Annotated in this window: 14 protein-coding genes; 13 read left to right on the top strand and 1 reads right to left on the bottom strand. The window is 64.3% G+C overall.

Annotated elements, in window-relative coordinates:
• Nucleotides 1-408 precede the first annotated feature (408 nt).
• Nucleotides 409-1,272 (bottom strand): sugar phosphate isomerase/epimerase, encoded by an 864-nt coding sequence (locus GK109_RS01020; protein WP_157238366.1) that lies wholly within the window; start codon nt 1,270-1,272, stop codon nt 409-411.
• A gap of 258 nt (nt 1,273-1,530) precedes the next feature.
• Between GK109_RS01020 and GK109_RS01015 the strand changes: the two genes are divergently transcribed.
• The 13 genes from GK109_RS01015 to GK109_RS22280 all read left to right on the top strand — a co-directional run bounded on the left by GK109_RS01015 (nt 1,531) and on the right by GK109_RS22280 (nt 15,873).
• Nucleotides 1,531-2,520 carry a substrate-binding domain-containing protein gene (locus tag GK109_RS01015; protein WP_370460761.1) on the top strand — a complete coding sequence of 330 codons (990 nt, stop codon included), beginning with the start codon at nt 1,531-1,533 and terminating at the stop codon, nt 2,518-2,520.
• Nucleotides 2,521-2,593: 73 nt separating this feature from the next.
• Nucleotides 2,594-3,643, top strand: coding sequence for an ABC transporter permease (locus tag GK109_RS01010; protein WP_157238365.1), 1,050 nt, complete (start codon nt 2,594-2,596; stop codon nt 3,641-3,643).
• A 14-nt stretch (nt 3,644-3,657) separates the two neighbouring features.
• Complete coding sequence (locus GK109_RS01005) at nt 3,658-4,584, top strand: ATP-binding cassette domain-containing protein (RefSeq protein WP_157238364.1); 927 nt, start codon at nt 3,658-3,660, stop codon at nt 4,582-4,584.
• A 31-nt stretch (nt 4,585-4,615) separates the two neighbouring features.
• The gene (locus tag GK109_RS01000) at nt 4,616-6,046 is read left to right on the top strand and encodes an aldehyde dehydrogenase family protein (protein WP_157238363.1); all 1,431 of its coding nucleotides are present in this window, start codon (nt 4,616-4,618) and stop codon (nt 6,044-6,046) included.
• Between the two features lie 24 nt (nt 6,047-6,070).
• A complete protein-coding gene (iolD, locus tag GK109_RS00995; RefSeq protein ID WP_157238362.1) occupies nt 6,071-8,020 on the top strand; it encodes a 3D-(3,5/4)-trihydroxycyclohexane-1,2-dione acylhydrolase (decyclizing) in 1,950 nt (649 codons plus the stop codon).
• Complete coding sequence (locus GK109_RS00990) at nt 8,017-8,805, top strand: HpcH/HpaI aldolase/citrate lyase family protein (protein ID WP_197432377.1); 789 nt, start codon at nt 8,017-8,019, stop codon at nt 8,803-8,805. The genes iolD and GK109_RS00990 overlap by 4 nt, the downstream gene beginning before the upstream one ends.
• A 26-nt stretch (nt 8,806-8,831) precedes the next feature.
• Entirely contained in the window at nt 8,832-10,043 is a 1,212-nt protein-coding gene (locus GK109_RS00985; protein WP_370460300.1) for a Gfo/Idh/MocA family protein, read from the top strand.
• A 2-nt stretch (nt 10,044-10,045) separates the two neighbouring features.
• A complete protein-coding gene (locus GK109_RS00980) occupies nt 10,046-11,071 on the top strand; it encodes a LacI family DNA-binding transcriptional regulator (protein WP_157238361.1) in 1,026 nt (341 codons plus the stop codon).
• A 76-nt stretch (nt 11,072-11,147) separates the two neighbouring features.
• The gene (locus GK109_RS00975; protein WP_157238360.1) at nt 11,148-12,080 is read left to right on the top strand and encodes an NAD(P)-dependent oxidoreductase; all 933 of its coding nucleotides are present in this window, start codon (nt 11,148-11,150) and stop codon (nt 12,078-12,080) included.
• An 84-nt stretch (nt 12,081-12,164) separates the two neighbouring features.
• On the top strand, nt 12,165-13,178 hold the full coding sequence (gene iolG, locus GK109_RS00970) for an inositol 2-dehydrogenase (RefSeq protein ID WP_157238359.1): 1,014 nt from the start codon (nt 12,165-12,167) through the stop codon (nt 13,176-13,178).
• 3 nt (nt 13,179-13,181) lie between these two features.
• Nucleotides 13,182-13,967: an SDR family oxidoreductase gene (locus tag GK109_RS00965; RefSeq protein WP_157238358.1), complete on the top strand. Its 786-nt coding sequence runs from the start codon at nt 13,182-13,184 to the stop codon at nt 13,965-13,967.
• A complete protein-coding gene (locus GK109_RS00960) occupies nt 13,964-14,851 on the top strand; it encodes a sugar phosphate isomerase/epimerase (protein WP_157238357.1) in 888 nt (295 codons plus the stop codon). Before GK109_RS00965 ends, GK109_RS00960 begins: the two co-directional genes overlap by 4 nt.
• Nucleotides 14,848-15,873 (top strand): Gfo/Idh/MocA family protein, encoded by a 1,026-nt coding sequence (locus GK109_RS22280; protein WP_197432604.1) that lies wholly within the window; start codon nt 14,848-14,850, stop codon nt 15,871-15,873. The genes GK109_RS00960 and GK109_RS22280 overlap by 4 nt, the downstream gene beginning before the upstream one ends.
• Nucleotide 15,874: the final 1 nt, after the last annotated feature.

Below are 15,874 nucleotides of genomic sequence, written 5' to 3'. Positions count from 1 at the left end.
GCTTCGTGACTTCGTAGTGGAAGCCCGCGCGGTCCTCTGCTGCCCATGCCTCATAAGACTCGGCTTTCTCAAACAGCCTCCGGTTCTGCGCTATCGGTCGCAGCCAGAGAATGGTTCCGTCGTCAGTGACAGCATCAACGTGTCCGCTACAGATAGGACTGCCTTGCTGGCGAATCTCGATACTGGCCCCGGTGAGTTGCGTCCAATCTGTGATGCGTCTCAGATCCACAGTTTCCTTCGTCCTTTCGAAGTGGAGGGTTGACGCCGTGCCGTTCCGGCGCATGCCGGCTTCGTGCGCGGGGGAGGGGCATTTGCTAGACCTAAGCGGTCGACCGACCCCGTGGCAGGCATAAGTTTTCCTTGTACCAGCCATCCTTTCAGCCTTTCAGCCGGGATTTTTGGAAGTGACTAGTCCGTTGGAAAGCAGGCCGATGCTGTGGCATGGGCCATCTGCAGAGCTTCCTTGACGGGAAGTGCGCGGTGTTCGCTGGACAGGATTTCGACGCCCCAGGGACCATTGAAGCCGAGGTTCTTCAAGGAGCGGATGAACCCGGTGACATCCTGGTCACCGTGCCCGCACAGGCGGCGGTTGTCCCGGGTGTCCTCGAAGAGAGTGCCCCGGATCTCCCTCGCCGCGTCGTTGAGTTCGACGCCGAAAATCTGGTCTGCGGTAAGGCGCGCAGACAGTTCTTCCAGCGTTGTTCCTGCTCGGAAGACGTGCCAGTAGTCAACCACCAGCCCACAATCGGGCATGTCCACCTTGCGCATGAGGTCGGCGGCGGCGGGGACGCTTCCGACCATCGAAAACGGCATCGGTTCAAGGGCAATCCGCGTACCCCGCAGTGTGGCCTCGGTGGTTAGCTGCCGGAGGGGTTCAATCAGGAAGTCGAGGTCCTCAAGGGGCTGGCCCAGGGAAGTTCCTACTTTGATGAACCGTGCACCGAGCGTTTCGGCAGCTTCAAGGAGGAGCTCGAATTTGGGCCGCCAGTCCGTTGCGAGACTCTCGTCCCACCAGTCGGTGAGGAGTTCAACTTCGATGTAGCGCAGGCCGGCGTCGTCGATAAGCCCCCGCAAGGCCGGAAAGCCAATGGTGGCGCGTGCGGCGGCGAGATCATCATGTGCGAGCCCAAAGCCTGACCATCCGGTGGCAGCGATGGCTTCGACGCGGTCCGCAAGTGGCACGGGGCTGGTTTCGGGTTGTGCCAGCGGCGCCACATTGCCGGCGCTGGTCCAACACGATGCGACGAGTTCCGGGGAGGTGGTCGTTGTCATTGTTCTCCTTCGAAGCAGATGAGTGCCGCGCCGGGTGCCATAAGGGATGCAATGAAGCGCGTGAAAGTATCAAACCACAGATCATTGGAACGGTCTATTGACTTCTGTGATCCCCGCGATCTAGTGTTGGACCGTTCCACAAAGCGATGTGGATCACAAACGATCAACAACGCCGACCTCGACACTTCGGCCCACGCCATTGTGGGCCAGGAGCATTTACGAGGGGCGACAAATGGCGCGAATCAAAGGAGATTTCACGTGGCAAAACTCACTTGGCACCGGGGCGTTATGGCTCTGGCTGTCGTTCCGCTTCTGGCGCTGTCGGCATGCTCAAGCGGCGGCAAGACCGAGACAGGAACATCCGGAGAAGCCGGGCAGGTTGCTGACACGGCCCGAATCAAGATCGCGATGATCACTCATGCCGCAGCCGGGGACACGTTCTGGGACATCGTGCGCAAGGGCGCCGAAACCGCCGCGAAGAAAGACAACGTCGAGCTGCTTTACAGCGGTGATGGCGATGCCGGCCGCCAGGCGCAGCTTGTGCAGCAGGCGATCGACCAGAAGGTGGACGGCATTGCGGTGACGCTGGCGAAGCCGGATGCATTGAAGGATGTCGTTCAGAAGGCTCTGGCTGCCGGGATTCCTGTAGTGAGTTTCAACGCAGGCGAGGACCAGTACAAAGCACTGGGAGTCATGGCCCACTTCGGGCAGAGCGACAAACTTGCCGGCGTTACGGTGGGCAAACGCCTGGCCTCCGAGGGCATCAAGCACCCAATCTGTGTGATTCAGGAGCAAGGCCACGTGGGGTTGGAGAACCGTTGCGCCGGAGTCAAGGAGAACGTCCCCGGGTCGGAAATCGTATACGTCAACGGTGCGGACATGACGTCCGTGTCCTCGACGGTCACGGCCAAGCTGCAGTCGACTCCGGATGCCGACGCCATTATCGGCCTCGGTGCGCCTTTCACTTTGACCATTGTGAAATCCGTCAAGGAGACGGGGAGCAAGGTCAAGGTTGCATCCTTTGACCTGAACGCCGATCTGGCCGCGGCGGTCGTGGATGGAAGCGTGGACTTCACAGTGGACCAGCAGCCCTACCTTCAGGGCTACGGCACTGTCGACGCCATCTGGGCGCAAAAGGTCGGCGGTTTCACGGTCGGCGGAGGGCAGCAGGTCTACACCGGTCCCGCCATTGTGGACAAGACCAACGCCGCGGACGTCTCGAAATTCGCGCAGGCCGGCATCCGCTAGGCCCCACAGGAATACCTGGCTGCGGGAAGACCGGTCCTGGTTCTCCCGCAGCCAGAACAACAAGGAGTTTTGTATGACACAGACGTTAGCAAAGCCGGCACCGCTGGCCACGGATGAGCGGATAGGGCGCCGGAGTCCTCTGCAAAACCTGCTGGGACGGCCGGAAGTTGGCGCCCTGGTGGGTGCCGTTGTCCTGTTCGTCTTCTTCTCACTCGTATCTACTACTTTTACCCAGCCGAACGCTTTTGCCACCGTGCTGTATGGCAGTTCCACGATCGGGATCATGGCTGTGGGGGTGTCGCTGCTGATGATCGGCGGCGAGTTTGACCTTTCCACCGGCGTGGCCGTGATCAGCTCGGCGCTGACCGCGTCGATGTTCAGCTGGTTCTTTAGCGTGAACGTCTGGGTGGGCGTAGCGCTGGCATTGGTCATGTCACTTGCCATTGGTTTTATCAACGGCTGGATCCTGATGAAGACCAAGCTGCCCAGCTTTATCGTCACGCTGGCGACCTTCCTGATGCTCACAGGCCTGAACCTGGGCCTGACCCGTCTGATCGGCGGCGGGGTCTCATCCCCTTCCATCTCCGCCATGGACGGTTACAAGTCCGCGCGGGCCGTCTTCTCCTCCTCCGTGAACATCGGTGGTGTGGACGTGAAGAACACCGTCTTTATCTGGATCGCCCTGGTGGCTGTCGCATCCTGGGTATTGCTGCGCACCAAAGTGGGCAACTGGATCTTCGCCGTCGGCGGGGAGGAGAACGCGGCACGTGCTGTGGGTGTTCCTGTCAAAGCCACAAAGATCGGCCTGTTTATGGGCGTTGGCTTCTGCGGTTGGATCCTGGGCATGCACAACCTGTTCGCCTTCGACGCCGTGCAGTCGGGCGAGGGTGTGGGCAACGAGTTCCTCTACATCATCGCCGCTGTCATCGGCGGCTGCCTGTTGACCGGCGGCTATGGTTCGGCGGTGGGAGGTGCGATCGGTGCCTTCATCTTTGGCATGGCCAACAAAGGCATTGTCTACGCGCAGTGGAACCCGGACTGGTTCAAGTTCTTCCTGGGCCTGATGCTTCTGCTGGCCACCATCGTCAACCTCATCGTCAAACGCCGCGCCGAGCTCAAGTAAAGGGGCGGAGAAAAATGAACGCCAAGCAAATTGACCAGCAGACCCTGCTCAAGAACGAAAAGGATCCGCTGACGCACACCCCGGTTCACCTGCTCTCCCTTGACAATGTCGGTAAGCACTACGGCAACATCGTGGCGCTCAAGGACGTCACTATGGCCGTGGACAACGGCCGCGTTACGTGCGTTTTGGGAGACAACGGCGCCGGTAAGTCCACGCTGATCAAGATCATCGCGGGCCTGCACCAGCATGACGCCGGGACACTGAACATCATGGGGGAGGAGCGGAAGTTCACTTCCCCCCGCGACGCCCTCGATGTCGGCATCGCGACGGTCTACCAGGACCTCGCGGTGGTTTCCCTGATGCCCATCTGGCGGAACTTCTTCCTCGGCTCGGAGCTCACCACCGGGTTCGGCCCGTTCAAGAGCCTCGACGTCCAGAAGATGAAGGACATCACCAAGAAAGAGCTCGCCGACATGGGCATCGACCTGCGCGATGTGGAGCAGCCCATCGGCCAGCTTTCGGGCGGCGAGCGCCAGTGTGTGGCCATTGCCCGGGCAGTGTACTTCGGAGCCAAGGTCCTGATCCTGGACGAGCCGACGGCGGCCCTGGGCGTCAAGCAGTCGGGCGTAGTTTTGCGCTACATCCTCCAGGCGAGGGACCGGGGCCTCGGGGTCATCTTCATCACCCACAACCCGCACCACGCCTTCCCTGTCGGGGACCGGTTCCTCCTGCTCAAGCGGGGCAAATCCATCGGCTACTACGACAAAAAGGACATCACCCTGGACGAGCTCACCGCCCAAATGGCCGGCGGCGCCGAACTCGCTGAACTCGCGCACGAGCTCGAGCAGCTCGGCGGCCACGGCGACATCGTCAAGGAAGTCCAGGCCGAAGTCGCCGACGTCACTGACGCAGCCCACGAAGGCACCACCCGGCGCCACTGAGCGCCACCGTTTTCAATCAGATGGAGCAATCATGCAGATGCTAATCGCCGGAACCTGGCGCGGTGCCGCCGACGGCAGGACCGAGGACGTGCGGTCGCCTTTCGACGGCCGGATCATTGACACAGTCCCCGTCGCCACGGTCAAAGACGCGCAGGCCGCCCTCGACCGGGCTGAGATCGGTGCCAGCTTGCAGCGGTCCACGCCGGCACACGTGCGGGTGGACATCCTCCTGCGGGCTGCTGCCCTGGCGGATGAGCGTGCGGAGGACATTGCACAGGCGATCAGTGCGGAAACCGGGAAGCCGATCACGGAAGCACGGGGGGAGGCCGGCAGGTCGGGAAACATAATCCGGCTTGCTGCCTATGAGGGCAGCCAGCTGTACGGTTCCACTCTTCCGCTGGATGCCAACGCAGGCACCGGGCTGGATAAGGTCGGGTTTACCCTGCGGCAGCCCGTGGGCATCGTTGTTGCCATCACACCGTTCAACTACCCCGCCCTGCTGGTCCTGCATAAGATCGCCCCCGCGCTGGCAGCAGGCAACGCCGTTGTCCTCAAACCCGCCCGGGCCACGCCGCTGACGGCGCTGAAGCTGGCCGAGTGCTTCGTCGACGCCGGCCTGCCACCGGAGGCGCTGTCCGTGCTGACCGGGCCAGGCAGCACGCTGGGTGATGTGCTGGTCACCGACCCGCGGGTGCGGAAAGTCTCCTTCACCGGATCCACCGCCACAGGCACCCGGATCAGCTCCATCGCCGGGGTCAAGAAATTGTCCCTGGAGCTCGGCGCCTCCTGTCCTGTGATCATCCTTCCGGACGCCGACCTTGAACTTGCATCCAGCGCCGTGGCCGCGGGCGGTTTCATCAACGCCGGCCAGGTTTGCATCTCGGTGCAGCGGGTCATTGTGGACCGCCGTGTCGAAGCCGACTTCCTCGATGCACTCGTGCCCAAGGTCGAGGCCATCGCTGTTGGCAACCCGAAGGAAGCCGACACCCGGCTCGGGTCACTGATCTCCGAAGAGGAAGCAATCCGCGTCCACACCTCGATCGGAGACGCCCGGAACTCCGGCGCCACAGTGCTTACCGGCGGGGACCGTGACGGCGCCGTGGTCACCCCGGCCGTTGTTTCCGGCGTCGACCCTCGCTCCCCGCTGAGCCGCAACGAACTTTTCGGGCCCGCCGTCGCCGTTTCCTCCGCACCGGATATCGAAACGGCAATAGCAATGGCCAATGACAACGACTACGGGCTCGGCGCCGGGATCTTCACCAGCGATGTCGCCGGCAGCATCCGGGCCATGCGGCAGATCGACGCAGGAAATATCCACATCAACTGGACGCCCCTGTGGCGGGCCGACCTCATGCCCTACGGCGGACTCAAGGGCAGCGGCATCGGCAAGGAAGGCGTCCGCTCCGCAGTGAATGAGATGACCGAAGAAAAAACGGTCGTCCTGCACGGACGCCCCTGGTAACCCACCACCGACTGGAATAAGGCAATGACCACTAACACACAGACCATCAGGCTCACCACAGCCCAGGCCGTCATCAAATACCTGTCGGTCCAGCACTCCGTTGCGGACGGCGTCAGGCGCCGCCTGGTTCCGGCCGCCCTGGGGATCTTCGGGCACGGCAACGTCGCCGGCCTCGGCCAGGCCTTCGACGAACTCGCTGATGACATGCCGTTCATCCAGGGCCGCCACGAGCAGTACATGGCCCACATTTCGACGGCGTTTGCCAAGGCGAGCCGGCGCCAGGCCGTCCTCGCGGTGACCGCATCCATTGGCCCGGGTGCCCTCAACCTCGTCACCGCCGCCGGACTGGCGACGGTGAACAGGCTTCCGCTGCTCCTCCTTCCCGGCGATACGTATGCAACGCGGCATCAGGGCCCGGTCCTGCAGCAGCTTGAGCACCCGATCGAGGCTGATGCAACGGTCAACGACGCGTTCCGGCCTGTCTCGCGCTTCTTCGACCGGATCACCCGCCCGGAGCAGCTCCTGACCGCCCTGCCGCAGGCCATGCGCGTGCTGACCAGCCCCACCGATACCGGCGCCGTGGTCATTTCGCTGCCCCAGGACGTGCAGTCCCACGCATACGACTTCCCGGCCGAATTCTTCGAACCACGCGACTGGAAGATCCGCCGGCCCCTGCCGGACCCGGAAGAGATCAACGACGTCGCCCGGCTCATCCGCTCGGCTAGGCGTCCGGTGATCATCGCCGGCGGCGGCATCCACTACTCGGATGCCCACGCCGCACTTGAAGCGCTGGCAGGCCAGGTCGGAATTCCCGTGGTGGAAACCTTCGGCGGCAAGGGTGCCGTGACCAAGGATGAATGGTGGCAGGTGGGGGGCGTGGGCCTGGAAGGCAACTTCGCCTCCAACACACTCGTCAAGCAGGCTGACCTGGTCCTGAACGTCGGCACCCGACTCACTGACTTCGCCACCGGTTCACAGTCCATCTTCGAAAACCCGGACGTCCGCTTCGCCTCCTTGAACATTGTGGACGCCGACACCCGCAAGCAGGGCGCCACCGGGATCCTCGCCGACGCCCGGCTCGGACTCGAAGCCCTCGCCCAGGCACTGGAGGGCCACAGCACCAGCGAAGCCTGGCAGGACACGGTCCAGGCAGAGAAGGCCGGCTGGGCCCCCATCCGGACCACGTGGCTCGACGCCGACACCGCCTACAACCCTGAAGACCACCCCGACGCGCCCGTCACCGAAGCCGTCCTCACCCAGCCGCAGCTGATTGGAATCATGCAGGAGCATGCCCGTTCCGGCGACACGGTTATTGCCGCCGCCGGCGGGGCCCCCGGGGACCTGCAGAAAGTCTGGGACGCCACCGGCAACCGGCACTGCCACCTGGAGTTCGGGTTTTCCTGCATGGGCTACGAGATCGCCGCGGGCATGGGTGTCCGCCTGGCCCAAGGCAACAACGACAACCGCGTGGTCACCTTCATCGGTGACGGCACGTTCCTGATGGCACCCACCGAGATCCTCACCGCCGCACAGGAAGGGCTCAACGTCACCATCATCGTCTCCGAGAACCACGGCTACCAGGTCATCCACCGCCTGCAGATGAACCGGACCGGCAAGGAATTCGGCAACGAGTTCCGCTACCGCACCACCGGAGGCAGCGTCGCAGCCGCCGACGCCCCCAAGGCCAGGCTCGACGGGGATTATCTCAAGGTCGACCTGCGGCAGATCGCTGAAGGCCTCGGCGCCCGTGCCATCCGCGCCACCTCGGCGGCCGAGGTCCGGGAGGCCCTGTCCTCAACCCGGGACACCCAAGGCCCTGTAGTCATTGTGGTCCCCACGGTGCCGCACGTGGACCTGCCCGGCGGCGACGTCTGGTGGGACGTTGCCCCGGCGGAAGTCTCCGAGCAGGAATGGGTCCGCACCCTCCGCACCGATTACGAGAAGGCACGCGGCAAGCAGCGGTGGTTTGGATGAGCCACGAACCAATGGCCTCAGGACCACTGAACGCAGGACAGCTGCGCCGGCGGCTTGCCGGGGGCGAAGTCACGATCGGTACCTTCGTCGGATTGTCATCTGCGACGGCGGCCGAAGTCTGCGCGGCTGCCGGAGCCGACTGGATCCTGATCGACCTCGAACACGGCTCCGGAGGCGAGGACGCGGTCCGGGACGGCGTTGTTGCCGCCGGCAGTTACGGCGTCCCGACCGTCGTCCGGGTCGAATCAGGCGACCGTATCCGCATCGGCCGGGTCCTGGACCAGGGAGCTGCCGGGATCATGGTTCCGCGGTTGAACACCGTCGACCAGGCCGCGGAATCGGTGAAGCACATGCTGTATCCGCCGCGCGGGGACCGCGGCGTGGCCACCTATAACCGCTCCTGCCGCTGGGGCATGGACCGCCGGACGCTCATCGAACCGGGCCAGGAAACCCTGGGAGTCATCCAGATCGAAACCCTTGAGGCGTTGGAGTCTGTGGAGGACATCGCTGCGCAGGACGGCGTCGACGTCGTCTTCGTCGGACCCCTGGACCTTTCTTATGCACTCGGGGTTCCGCTCCAGCTTGACAGCAATGTCTTTCAGGAAGCGCTGCAGCGCGTTGTGGCCGCGGCGCAGCTTCACAACAAGGCAGCCGGGATACTCGCCGTGGACGGCACGGGAGCTGCCAAGTACGTCCGCCAGGGCTTCCGGTTCGTAGCCATCGGTTCAGACTCCACCATCATGGCCGCGGCCTTCCGCGATGCCTTCGATACCGCCCGTAATTGACCAGAAAACAAGGAAAAGACAAGAACGTGAACGCAGAATCTCGCACTATCGGTGTCGGTCTCATCAGCGTCGGATGGATGGGAAAGCTCCACTCCAGGGCCTACCAGACCGTCCCCTACGCGTACCCGGACCTTGGCCTGAGGACAAAGCTCGTCATTGCCGCCGACACGGCACTCGGCCGCGTCGAGTATGCCCGCAATGTCCTGGGCTTCGCTGAAGGCACCACCGACTACCACGATGTCCTGAACCACCCTGACGTGGACGTCGTCTCCATCTGTGCGCCGAACTTTCTCCACGCCGAGATCGGCATCGCCGCCGCCAAGGCCGGCAAGCACTTCTGGATCGAAAAGCCTGTCGGGCGCGGCTACCAGGAAACCGCCGCTGTGCAGGAAGCCGCAGTGGAGGCCGGCGTCGTCACGTCCATCGGCTATAACTACCGCCATGCTCCGGCGGTGGAGCACGCGCGGAAGCTGATTGCCGATGGCCGCCTTGGCAGGATCACCAACGTCCGCGCCGTCTTCTTCTCCGGCTACGCGTCCGAGCCCAACGGTGCCCTTTCCTGGCGCTTTGACCGGAAGCTCGCAGGCACCGGTGTCCTGGCGGACCTCTTCAGCCATGCAACGGACCTGTGCCAGTATGTAGTCGGACCCATCGCCGAGGTAACCGCGCTGACCAGCACGGTGTACACCCAGCGGCCGAAACTGGCCATGGGATCCGGCACGCACTTCGCAGTGATCGAGAACGGTGAAATGGGGGAGGTCGAGAATGAGGACTACGCTGCAGCGCTGGTCCGCTTCGGCCCGTCCGCTGTCGGCGCCGGAGCGGTTGGCACCATCGAGTCGTCCCGCGTTGCCGTGGGCCCCGAGTGCGGTTACCAGATTGAGGTCTACGGCACTGAGGGCTCCTTCAAGTGGGACTTTGAGCGCATGAACGAACTGAAGGTCTGCTTGGGACGGAACAACGAGGAGCAGGGCTACACCACCGTCAATGCCAGCCCGCGGCACGGCGACTACGCCCACTTCCAGCCCGGCCCCGGGAACAGCATGGGCTTTGACGACCTCAAGGTGATCGAGGCGAAGAAGTTCCTCGTCGCCGTCGCCGGTGGAGCGCAGGAAAACTCCAACATCCACGATGCCGCCTCCGCCGCCGCGATCGTCAGTGCCGCGGAAGCATCTTCGCAGTCCGGCCAGTGGCAGAAGATCGAGGAAATCCACGGCACCACGGCAGCACGGGTGTAGCGATGAGCACTGCATCCGCCCGTCGGCCAACGATCAAGGACGTCGCTGAACGCGCCGGCGTTTCCAAGTCCTTGGTTTCGCTCGTCCTGCGCGACTCACCGCGCGTCAGCGATGAACGCCGCAAGCGGGTGCTCGAAGTTGTCGAGGAGATGGGCTATGAGCTGAACCTCGCAGCCCGCTCCCTGGCTACCCGGGACAACGGAACCATCGGCGTCCTGGTCAGTGACATGCACAATCCGTGGGCGTTCGACGTGGCCGACGCCGCCCGTACGGTGCTCGAAGAAGCCGGACACACCGTCCTCTTCAGCGCGGTGACGGCCAGCGGCAGGGGAGTGGACCAGTCCATCCTCCAGGCCTTCAGGGATTTGCGCGTGGCGGGCCTGCTGGTGGTCGGGACGGTGCCCGACAAGGCACCGTTCAACCGGGCAGTTTCCGGAGGGGCTGTGGTCTTTGCCGGCGGCGGACCGGACTACATCGACACCGCCGATGTGGTCCGCAGCGACGACACCCTCGGCATGAGCATGGTCGTTGAACACCTGATCGCCCAGGGACACGAGAACATCGCGCACCTCGGCGGCCTGGGCGGCTCGGTAGGCAGGGCACGCGTGGATGGATATTCCGCCGCCATGGAAGAGCACGGCCTGGCCCGCCACATCCACGTCGTCGACGCCGACTTCTTCCAGGAATCCGGCTACGTCGCCGCCCAGCGGGCCCTGGGCTCCTCGCGGTCCAGGCACCAGCGCCCCACAGCGCTGGCGTGCATCAACGACCTCGCCGCCTTTGGCGCCATGACTGCTGCCGATGAACGCGGCGTCGAAGTGGCCATCACCGGCTACGACAACATCGCGCTGGGTGCCATGCCCCGCCTGGGACTGACCACCGTCGACCCGGACAGTTCCGGCATCGGCGTTGCAGGAGCCAAAACGCTCCTGCAACGCATCCAGGACCGTGACTTCCATGGCGGCTTCGTCCACCAGCCGATCGTCCCTCAGCTGGTCATACGCAAGTCCAGCCTGCTCGGCCTCTAACCTTCCACCCAACCTGTCACCCCGCGGGCTTTCCAGGCCCTCCCGGGAGTGCACCCCCACATCTTCAAGGATGACGATGGCAACATTCAGCACACCCCAAATACTCGTAGCCCTTGGCAGCGTCGAGGCTGGCCTGGTGGAACCGGAGCTGGCTCCGCACCAGCGACTCATCCACAACCCCACCGAGGCAGACCTCGCCCGGGCCGATGCCGCCATTGTCCGAGCCGCCTACCGTGTGGACCGCGAACTCCTGGACCGCATGCCGGCCCTGAAGGTCATCGCCAGGACCGGCGTCGGCACTGACCTCGTGGATGTCGCGGAGGCGAACCGCCGTGGTATCCCCGTGGTCATCACGCCCGGGAGCAACACCGCCTCCGTCGCCGAAGGCGTGTTCTCACACTTGCTGGCCTTGGTCAAGAAGCTGTCGACACTGTCGTCCCTGGTGCGGGACGGCCGTTGGGAGGAACGGTCCAAGGTGGCCGTCGGGGACCTGGAGGGCTTCACCCTGGGCATCATCGGCTACGGGCGCATCGGGCGCCGCGTGGCCCGGATCGCCGAGGCCTTTGACCTCAAGGTCCTGGCCTTTGATCCGTTCGCAGACGTCCCCGCCGGCATCCGCTGTGCAACTGTCGAGGAACTGCTGCGTCGCAGCGATTTCGTCACCCTGCACGTGCCCTTGACCCCGGAAAACCACAACCTCATCAATGCCGAACGCCTCGCACTGCTGCCGGCCGGGGCCATCCTCGTCAATTGCAGCAGGGGCGGCCTCGTGGACCTGGAAGCCGCCCACGAGGCTCTTCTCTCAGGGCAGCTGGGCGGCCTCGGACTGGACGTCTTTGACCCCGAACCGCCGGCCCACCACGCCGTCTTTGACCACGCGAACGTCGTCCTGACGCCCCACCTCATGGGATTCACCCGCCAGGGAATGGCCCACACAGTCCGGGACGCCGCCAAGGGTGCCGTCGACGTCCTGGCCGGACGCTCCCCGGCTGCCGTGACAACCCCGTGACCAACAGCCTCACCAAACTCAACCAAGCTCCATCAACCGCAGGCGAACCATCCGCCAGCGGGAATCAGGAAAGGACCCCCACCCATGTCCAGTGACCGACCACTCAAGGTTGCACTCTTCGGATCCGGCCGCATCGGCCAGGTCCACGCCCGGAACATCGCCGACCACCCGGACCTGGAACTGGCCTGGATCGCTGACCCGTTTATCAAGGGTGCGCAGGACCTCGCCGCCGCCACCGGGGCCCTCGCCGTCGAAACCGCTGATGAGGTTTTCGCAAACGCTGACCTGGACGCCATCATCATCGGTTCGCCGACGCCCACCCACGTGGACCTGATCTCCCGGGCAGCAGCCGCCGGCATCGCCGCCCTCTGCGAAAAGCCCATTGACCTCGACATTGACCGGGTCCGCGTGTGCCGGGACCAAATCCGCGGCACCAGCAGCCCACTGATGCTTGGGTTCAACCGCCGCTTCGACCCCAACTTCGCCTCCCTCCGCTCCCGAGTGGAGGCCGGGGAGATCGGCCGCCTCGAGCAGCTGACAATCATCAGCCGCGACCCCGCCCCCGCCCCCAAGGCGTACATCGAGACCTCCGGCGGAATCTTCCGGGACCAGAGCATCCACGACCTGGACATGGCACGGTTCTTCGTCCCGGACATCGTTGAGGTCTCTGCCACCGGATCCAACCTGTTCTGCGACTACATCGAAGAGGCCGGCGACTTCGACTCGGTGGTCATCAACCTGCGCGGCCGCGGCGGCGAGCTCATCACCATCATCAATTCCCGCCACAGTGCCTACGGCCACGACCAGCGGCTGGAAGCTTTCGGCAGCGAGGGCCTGCTGACCGCCGGAAACTTGGCCCCCACCACCGTACGCAAGTACAGCGCCGCGGGGACCGAAGAGTCCGACCCCTACCTGCCGTTCTTCCTGGAACGCTACGGCCAGGCCTACCGCAATGAGCTGGACAGTTTCGTCAAGGCCATCCGCGGCGGAACGAGTTGCAGTCCCGGTTTCGACGACGGCGTGATGGCCCTCGTCCTTGCCAACGCCGCCGATGAATCCGCCCGGTCCGGCCGCGTTGTCACCATCGGAAAGGAGTAAGAAATGAACAGCCCGCTTCTCGCAGGCAAGGTGGTCCTCGTCAGCGGCGGCACCCAGGGCCTGGGCGCCGGCATTGCCCGCCGGGCAGCAGCCGAAGGCGCCGCCGGAGTGGCGGTCACCGGCCGCAACGCCGGCTCGGGCGAAAGGCTCGCGGCCGAACTGGAGGAGTCCGGCGTCAAGGCACGCTTCATCAAAACCGACCTCGCAGATGTGGACCAGGCCCGGAACTCGGTCCTGGAAACCATCTCCGAGTTCGGGCGGCTGGACTGCGCTGTCAACGCTGCCGGCCTGACAACCCGCGGAACCATGCTGGATACAACACCTGAACTGTTCGATGCGCATATCGCGGTGAACCTGAAGTCGCCGTTCTTCATCATGGCCGAAACGATCAAGCACCTCCGTGAACGGGGAGCCCCCGGCAGCATCGTGAACGTCATCTCCATCGCCGAGCTCGGCGGCCAGCCCTACCTGGCCCCTTATGTCGCGGCAAAGGCCGGGCTTGCCGGTGTTACCCGGAACGCTGCACACGCACACCGCTGGGACAAGATCAGGATCAACGGCCTGGACATCGGCTGGACGGCCACGGAAGGCGAAGCCGAGACCCAGCGGAAATTTCACGGCGCAGGGGATGACTGGCTGGAAAAGGCCAATGCCTCTGTGCCGATGGGCAAGCTCGGTCAAGTGGACGAGATTGCCGAATTTGTAGTCTTTCTCCTCTCCAACAGGAGCGGAGTGGTCACCGGCTCGGTCATTGACTGGGACCAGAACGTACTTGGAGGATCAGATTGAACACCATCACCAGCCGCCTCGCCGCCGCCCCCATCTCCTGGGGCGTGTGCGAAGTCCCCGGATGGGGGCACCAAATGGAGGCAGACCGCGTCCTGTCCGAGATGACCGCGCTGGGCATCACCGCAACCGAATTCGGACCGGCAGGCTTCCTGCCTGAGGAAGCCGCGGCGCGCGCCGAGGTTCTGCAGCGGCACAACCTCCAGGCCATCGGCGGATTCTTTCCGGTCATCCTGCATGATCCCGCCAAGGACCCGCTCGAGGCGGTCTCTGCGGAGCTGGACGCCTACCAGGCGGCAGGGGCCAGCGTCATGGTGCTGGCCGCCGAAACCGGCGTCGCCGGATATGACCAGCGCCACGAGCTCGACGCCGAGGGCTGGCACCTGTTCGGCCGGAACCTGGATACCATCGTCAAGGCCGCCGCCGACCAGGGCATCCAGGCAGTGGTGCACCCGCACGTGGGCACCATGATCGAGACGACGTCGGACGTCAACCGCGTGCTGAACGACACCGGCGCGAACCTTTGCCTGGACACCGGCCACCTCCTCATCGGCGGCACCGACCCAGGGCAGCTCGCCCGCGACTACGCCTCCCGCATCGGCCACACCCACCTGAAAGACGTACGCAAGGCCGTCGCCGAACGGGTCCAGAACGGTGAAATCTCCTACACCGACGGCGTCAAAGCGGGAATGTACGTACCGCTGGGCCAGGGCGACGCCGGAATTGCCGGCATCGTCCTGCACCTGCTCGAGGCAGGTTACGGCGGATGGTTCACCATGGAACAGGACACCATCCTGGAGTCCGCACCGGCAGGCGACGGACCGGTACGGGATGTCCGGCAGTCAGTGGCCTTCCTCCGCGACCTGGAAGCCGGGCTAGCCAAGTGAGCGCGGTGCGCTGGGGCGTTCTCACTACCGCCCGCATCGCCCAGGACAGGTTCCTGCCGGCCATGAACAAAGCCCGCAACGCGACCGCCTCGGCGATCAGCAGCCCCAACGGGCGCGCCGCCGAAGTCGCCGCCCGCTTCGCCATCCCGGCCGCCTATTCCTCACATGAAGAACTGCTGGCCGATCCGGCCATCGAGGCCGTCTACCTTCCGTTTCCCAACGGCCTGCACGCTGAATGGATCATCGCCGCGGCCGAGGCCGGCAAGGACATCCTGTGCGAAAAGCCATTGGTGGGAAGCCTTGAGGACTATGCACGCGTCGTCGAGGCCTGCCAGCGCAACGGGGTAAGCCTGATGGAAGCGTTTATGTACCGTTTCCATCCTCAGCACCAGAAAGTCCGTGAGTTCATCGACGCCGGCCGCATCGGCCAGATTGTCTCGATGCACGCGCGCTTCCACTTTGTGATGGACCGCAGGCCGGGCGAGGTCCGTCTGCAGACAGGCCTTGAGGGAGGTGCCGTTAATGATGTGGGATGCTACGCGGTCGACATCATGAACATGGTGATGGGACGGGCGCCTGTCAGCGTATACGCCAAAGGGACCAGCCCGGCGGACCCCGTTGAGACCACTGTCGCCGCGATCCTGGATTACGACGGCGTCTTGGGAACCCTGGACTGCGGCTTCGAAGGACCCCGCGTGAACACGTTCCAGATCATCGGCAGCAAGGGACAGATCACGCTCGACAATGCCTTTGACCCCCTTCCAGGGGAGGCAGCACGCGTGACCGTTTCGCTTAGGGACGGCAGCACCGAGGTCTTCGATGTCATCGAGGACCCGTTCAGGCTCGAAATTGAACGGTTCAGCGTCTGGGCCCGCAGCGCCGGGCAAGAGGTTGTCCACCGGGAACTGACTGAGCAAAACCTGGCCGTCCGCCTCGCCCTTCATGAATCCCTCGCGGCAGGACTCCCACGCACCGTCGAACCGGTGCACGCCGTGGAACACCACTTACTACAGGAGCAATAAC

The organism is Pseudarthrobacter sp. GA104 (assembly GCF_009741265.1).
Lineage (GTDB): Bacteria > Actinomycetota > Actinomycetes > Actinomycetales > Micrococcaceae > Arthrobacter.
The sequence above is the reverse complement of the archived record's forward strand: the minus strand, read 5'-3'. Positions and strand labels throughout refer to the sequence as shown.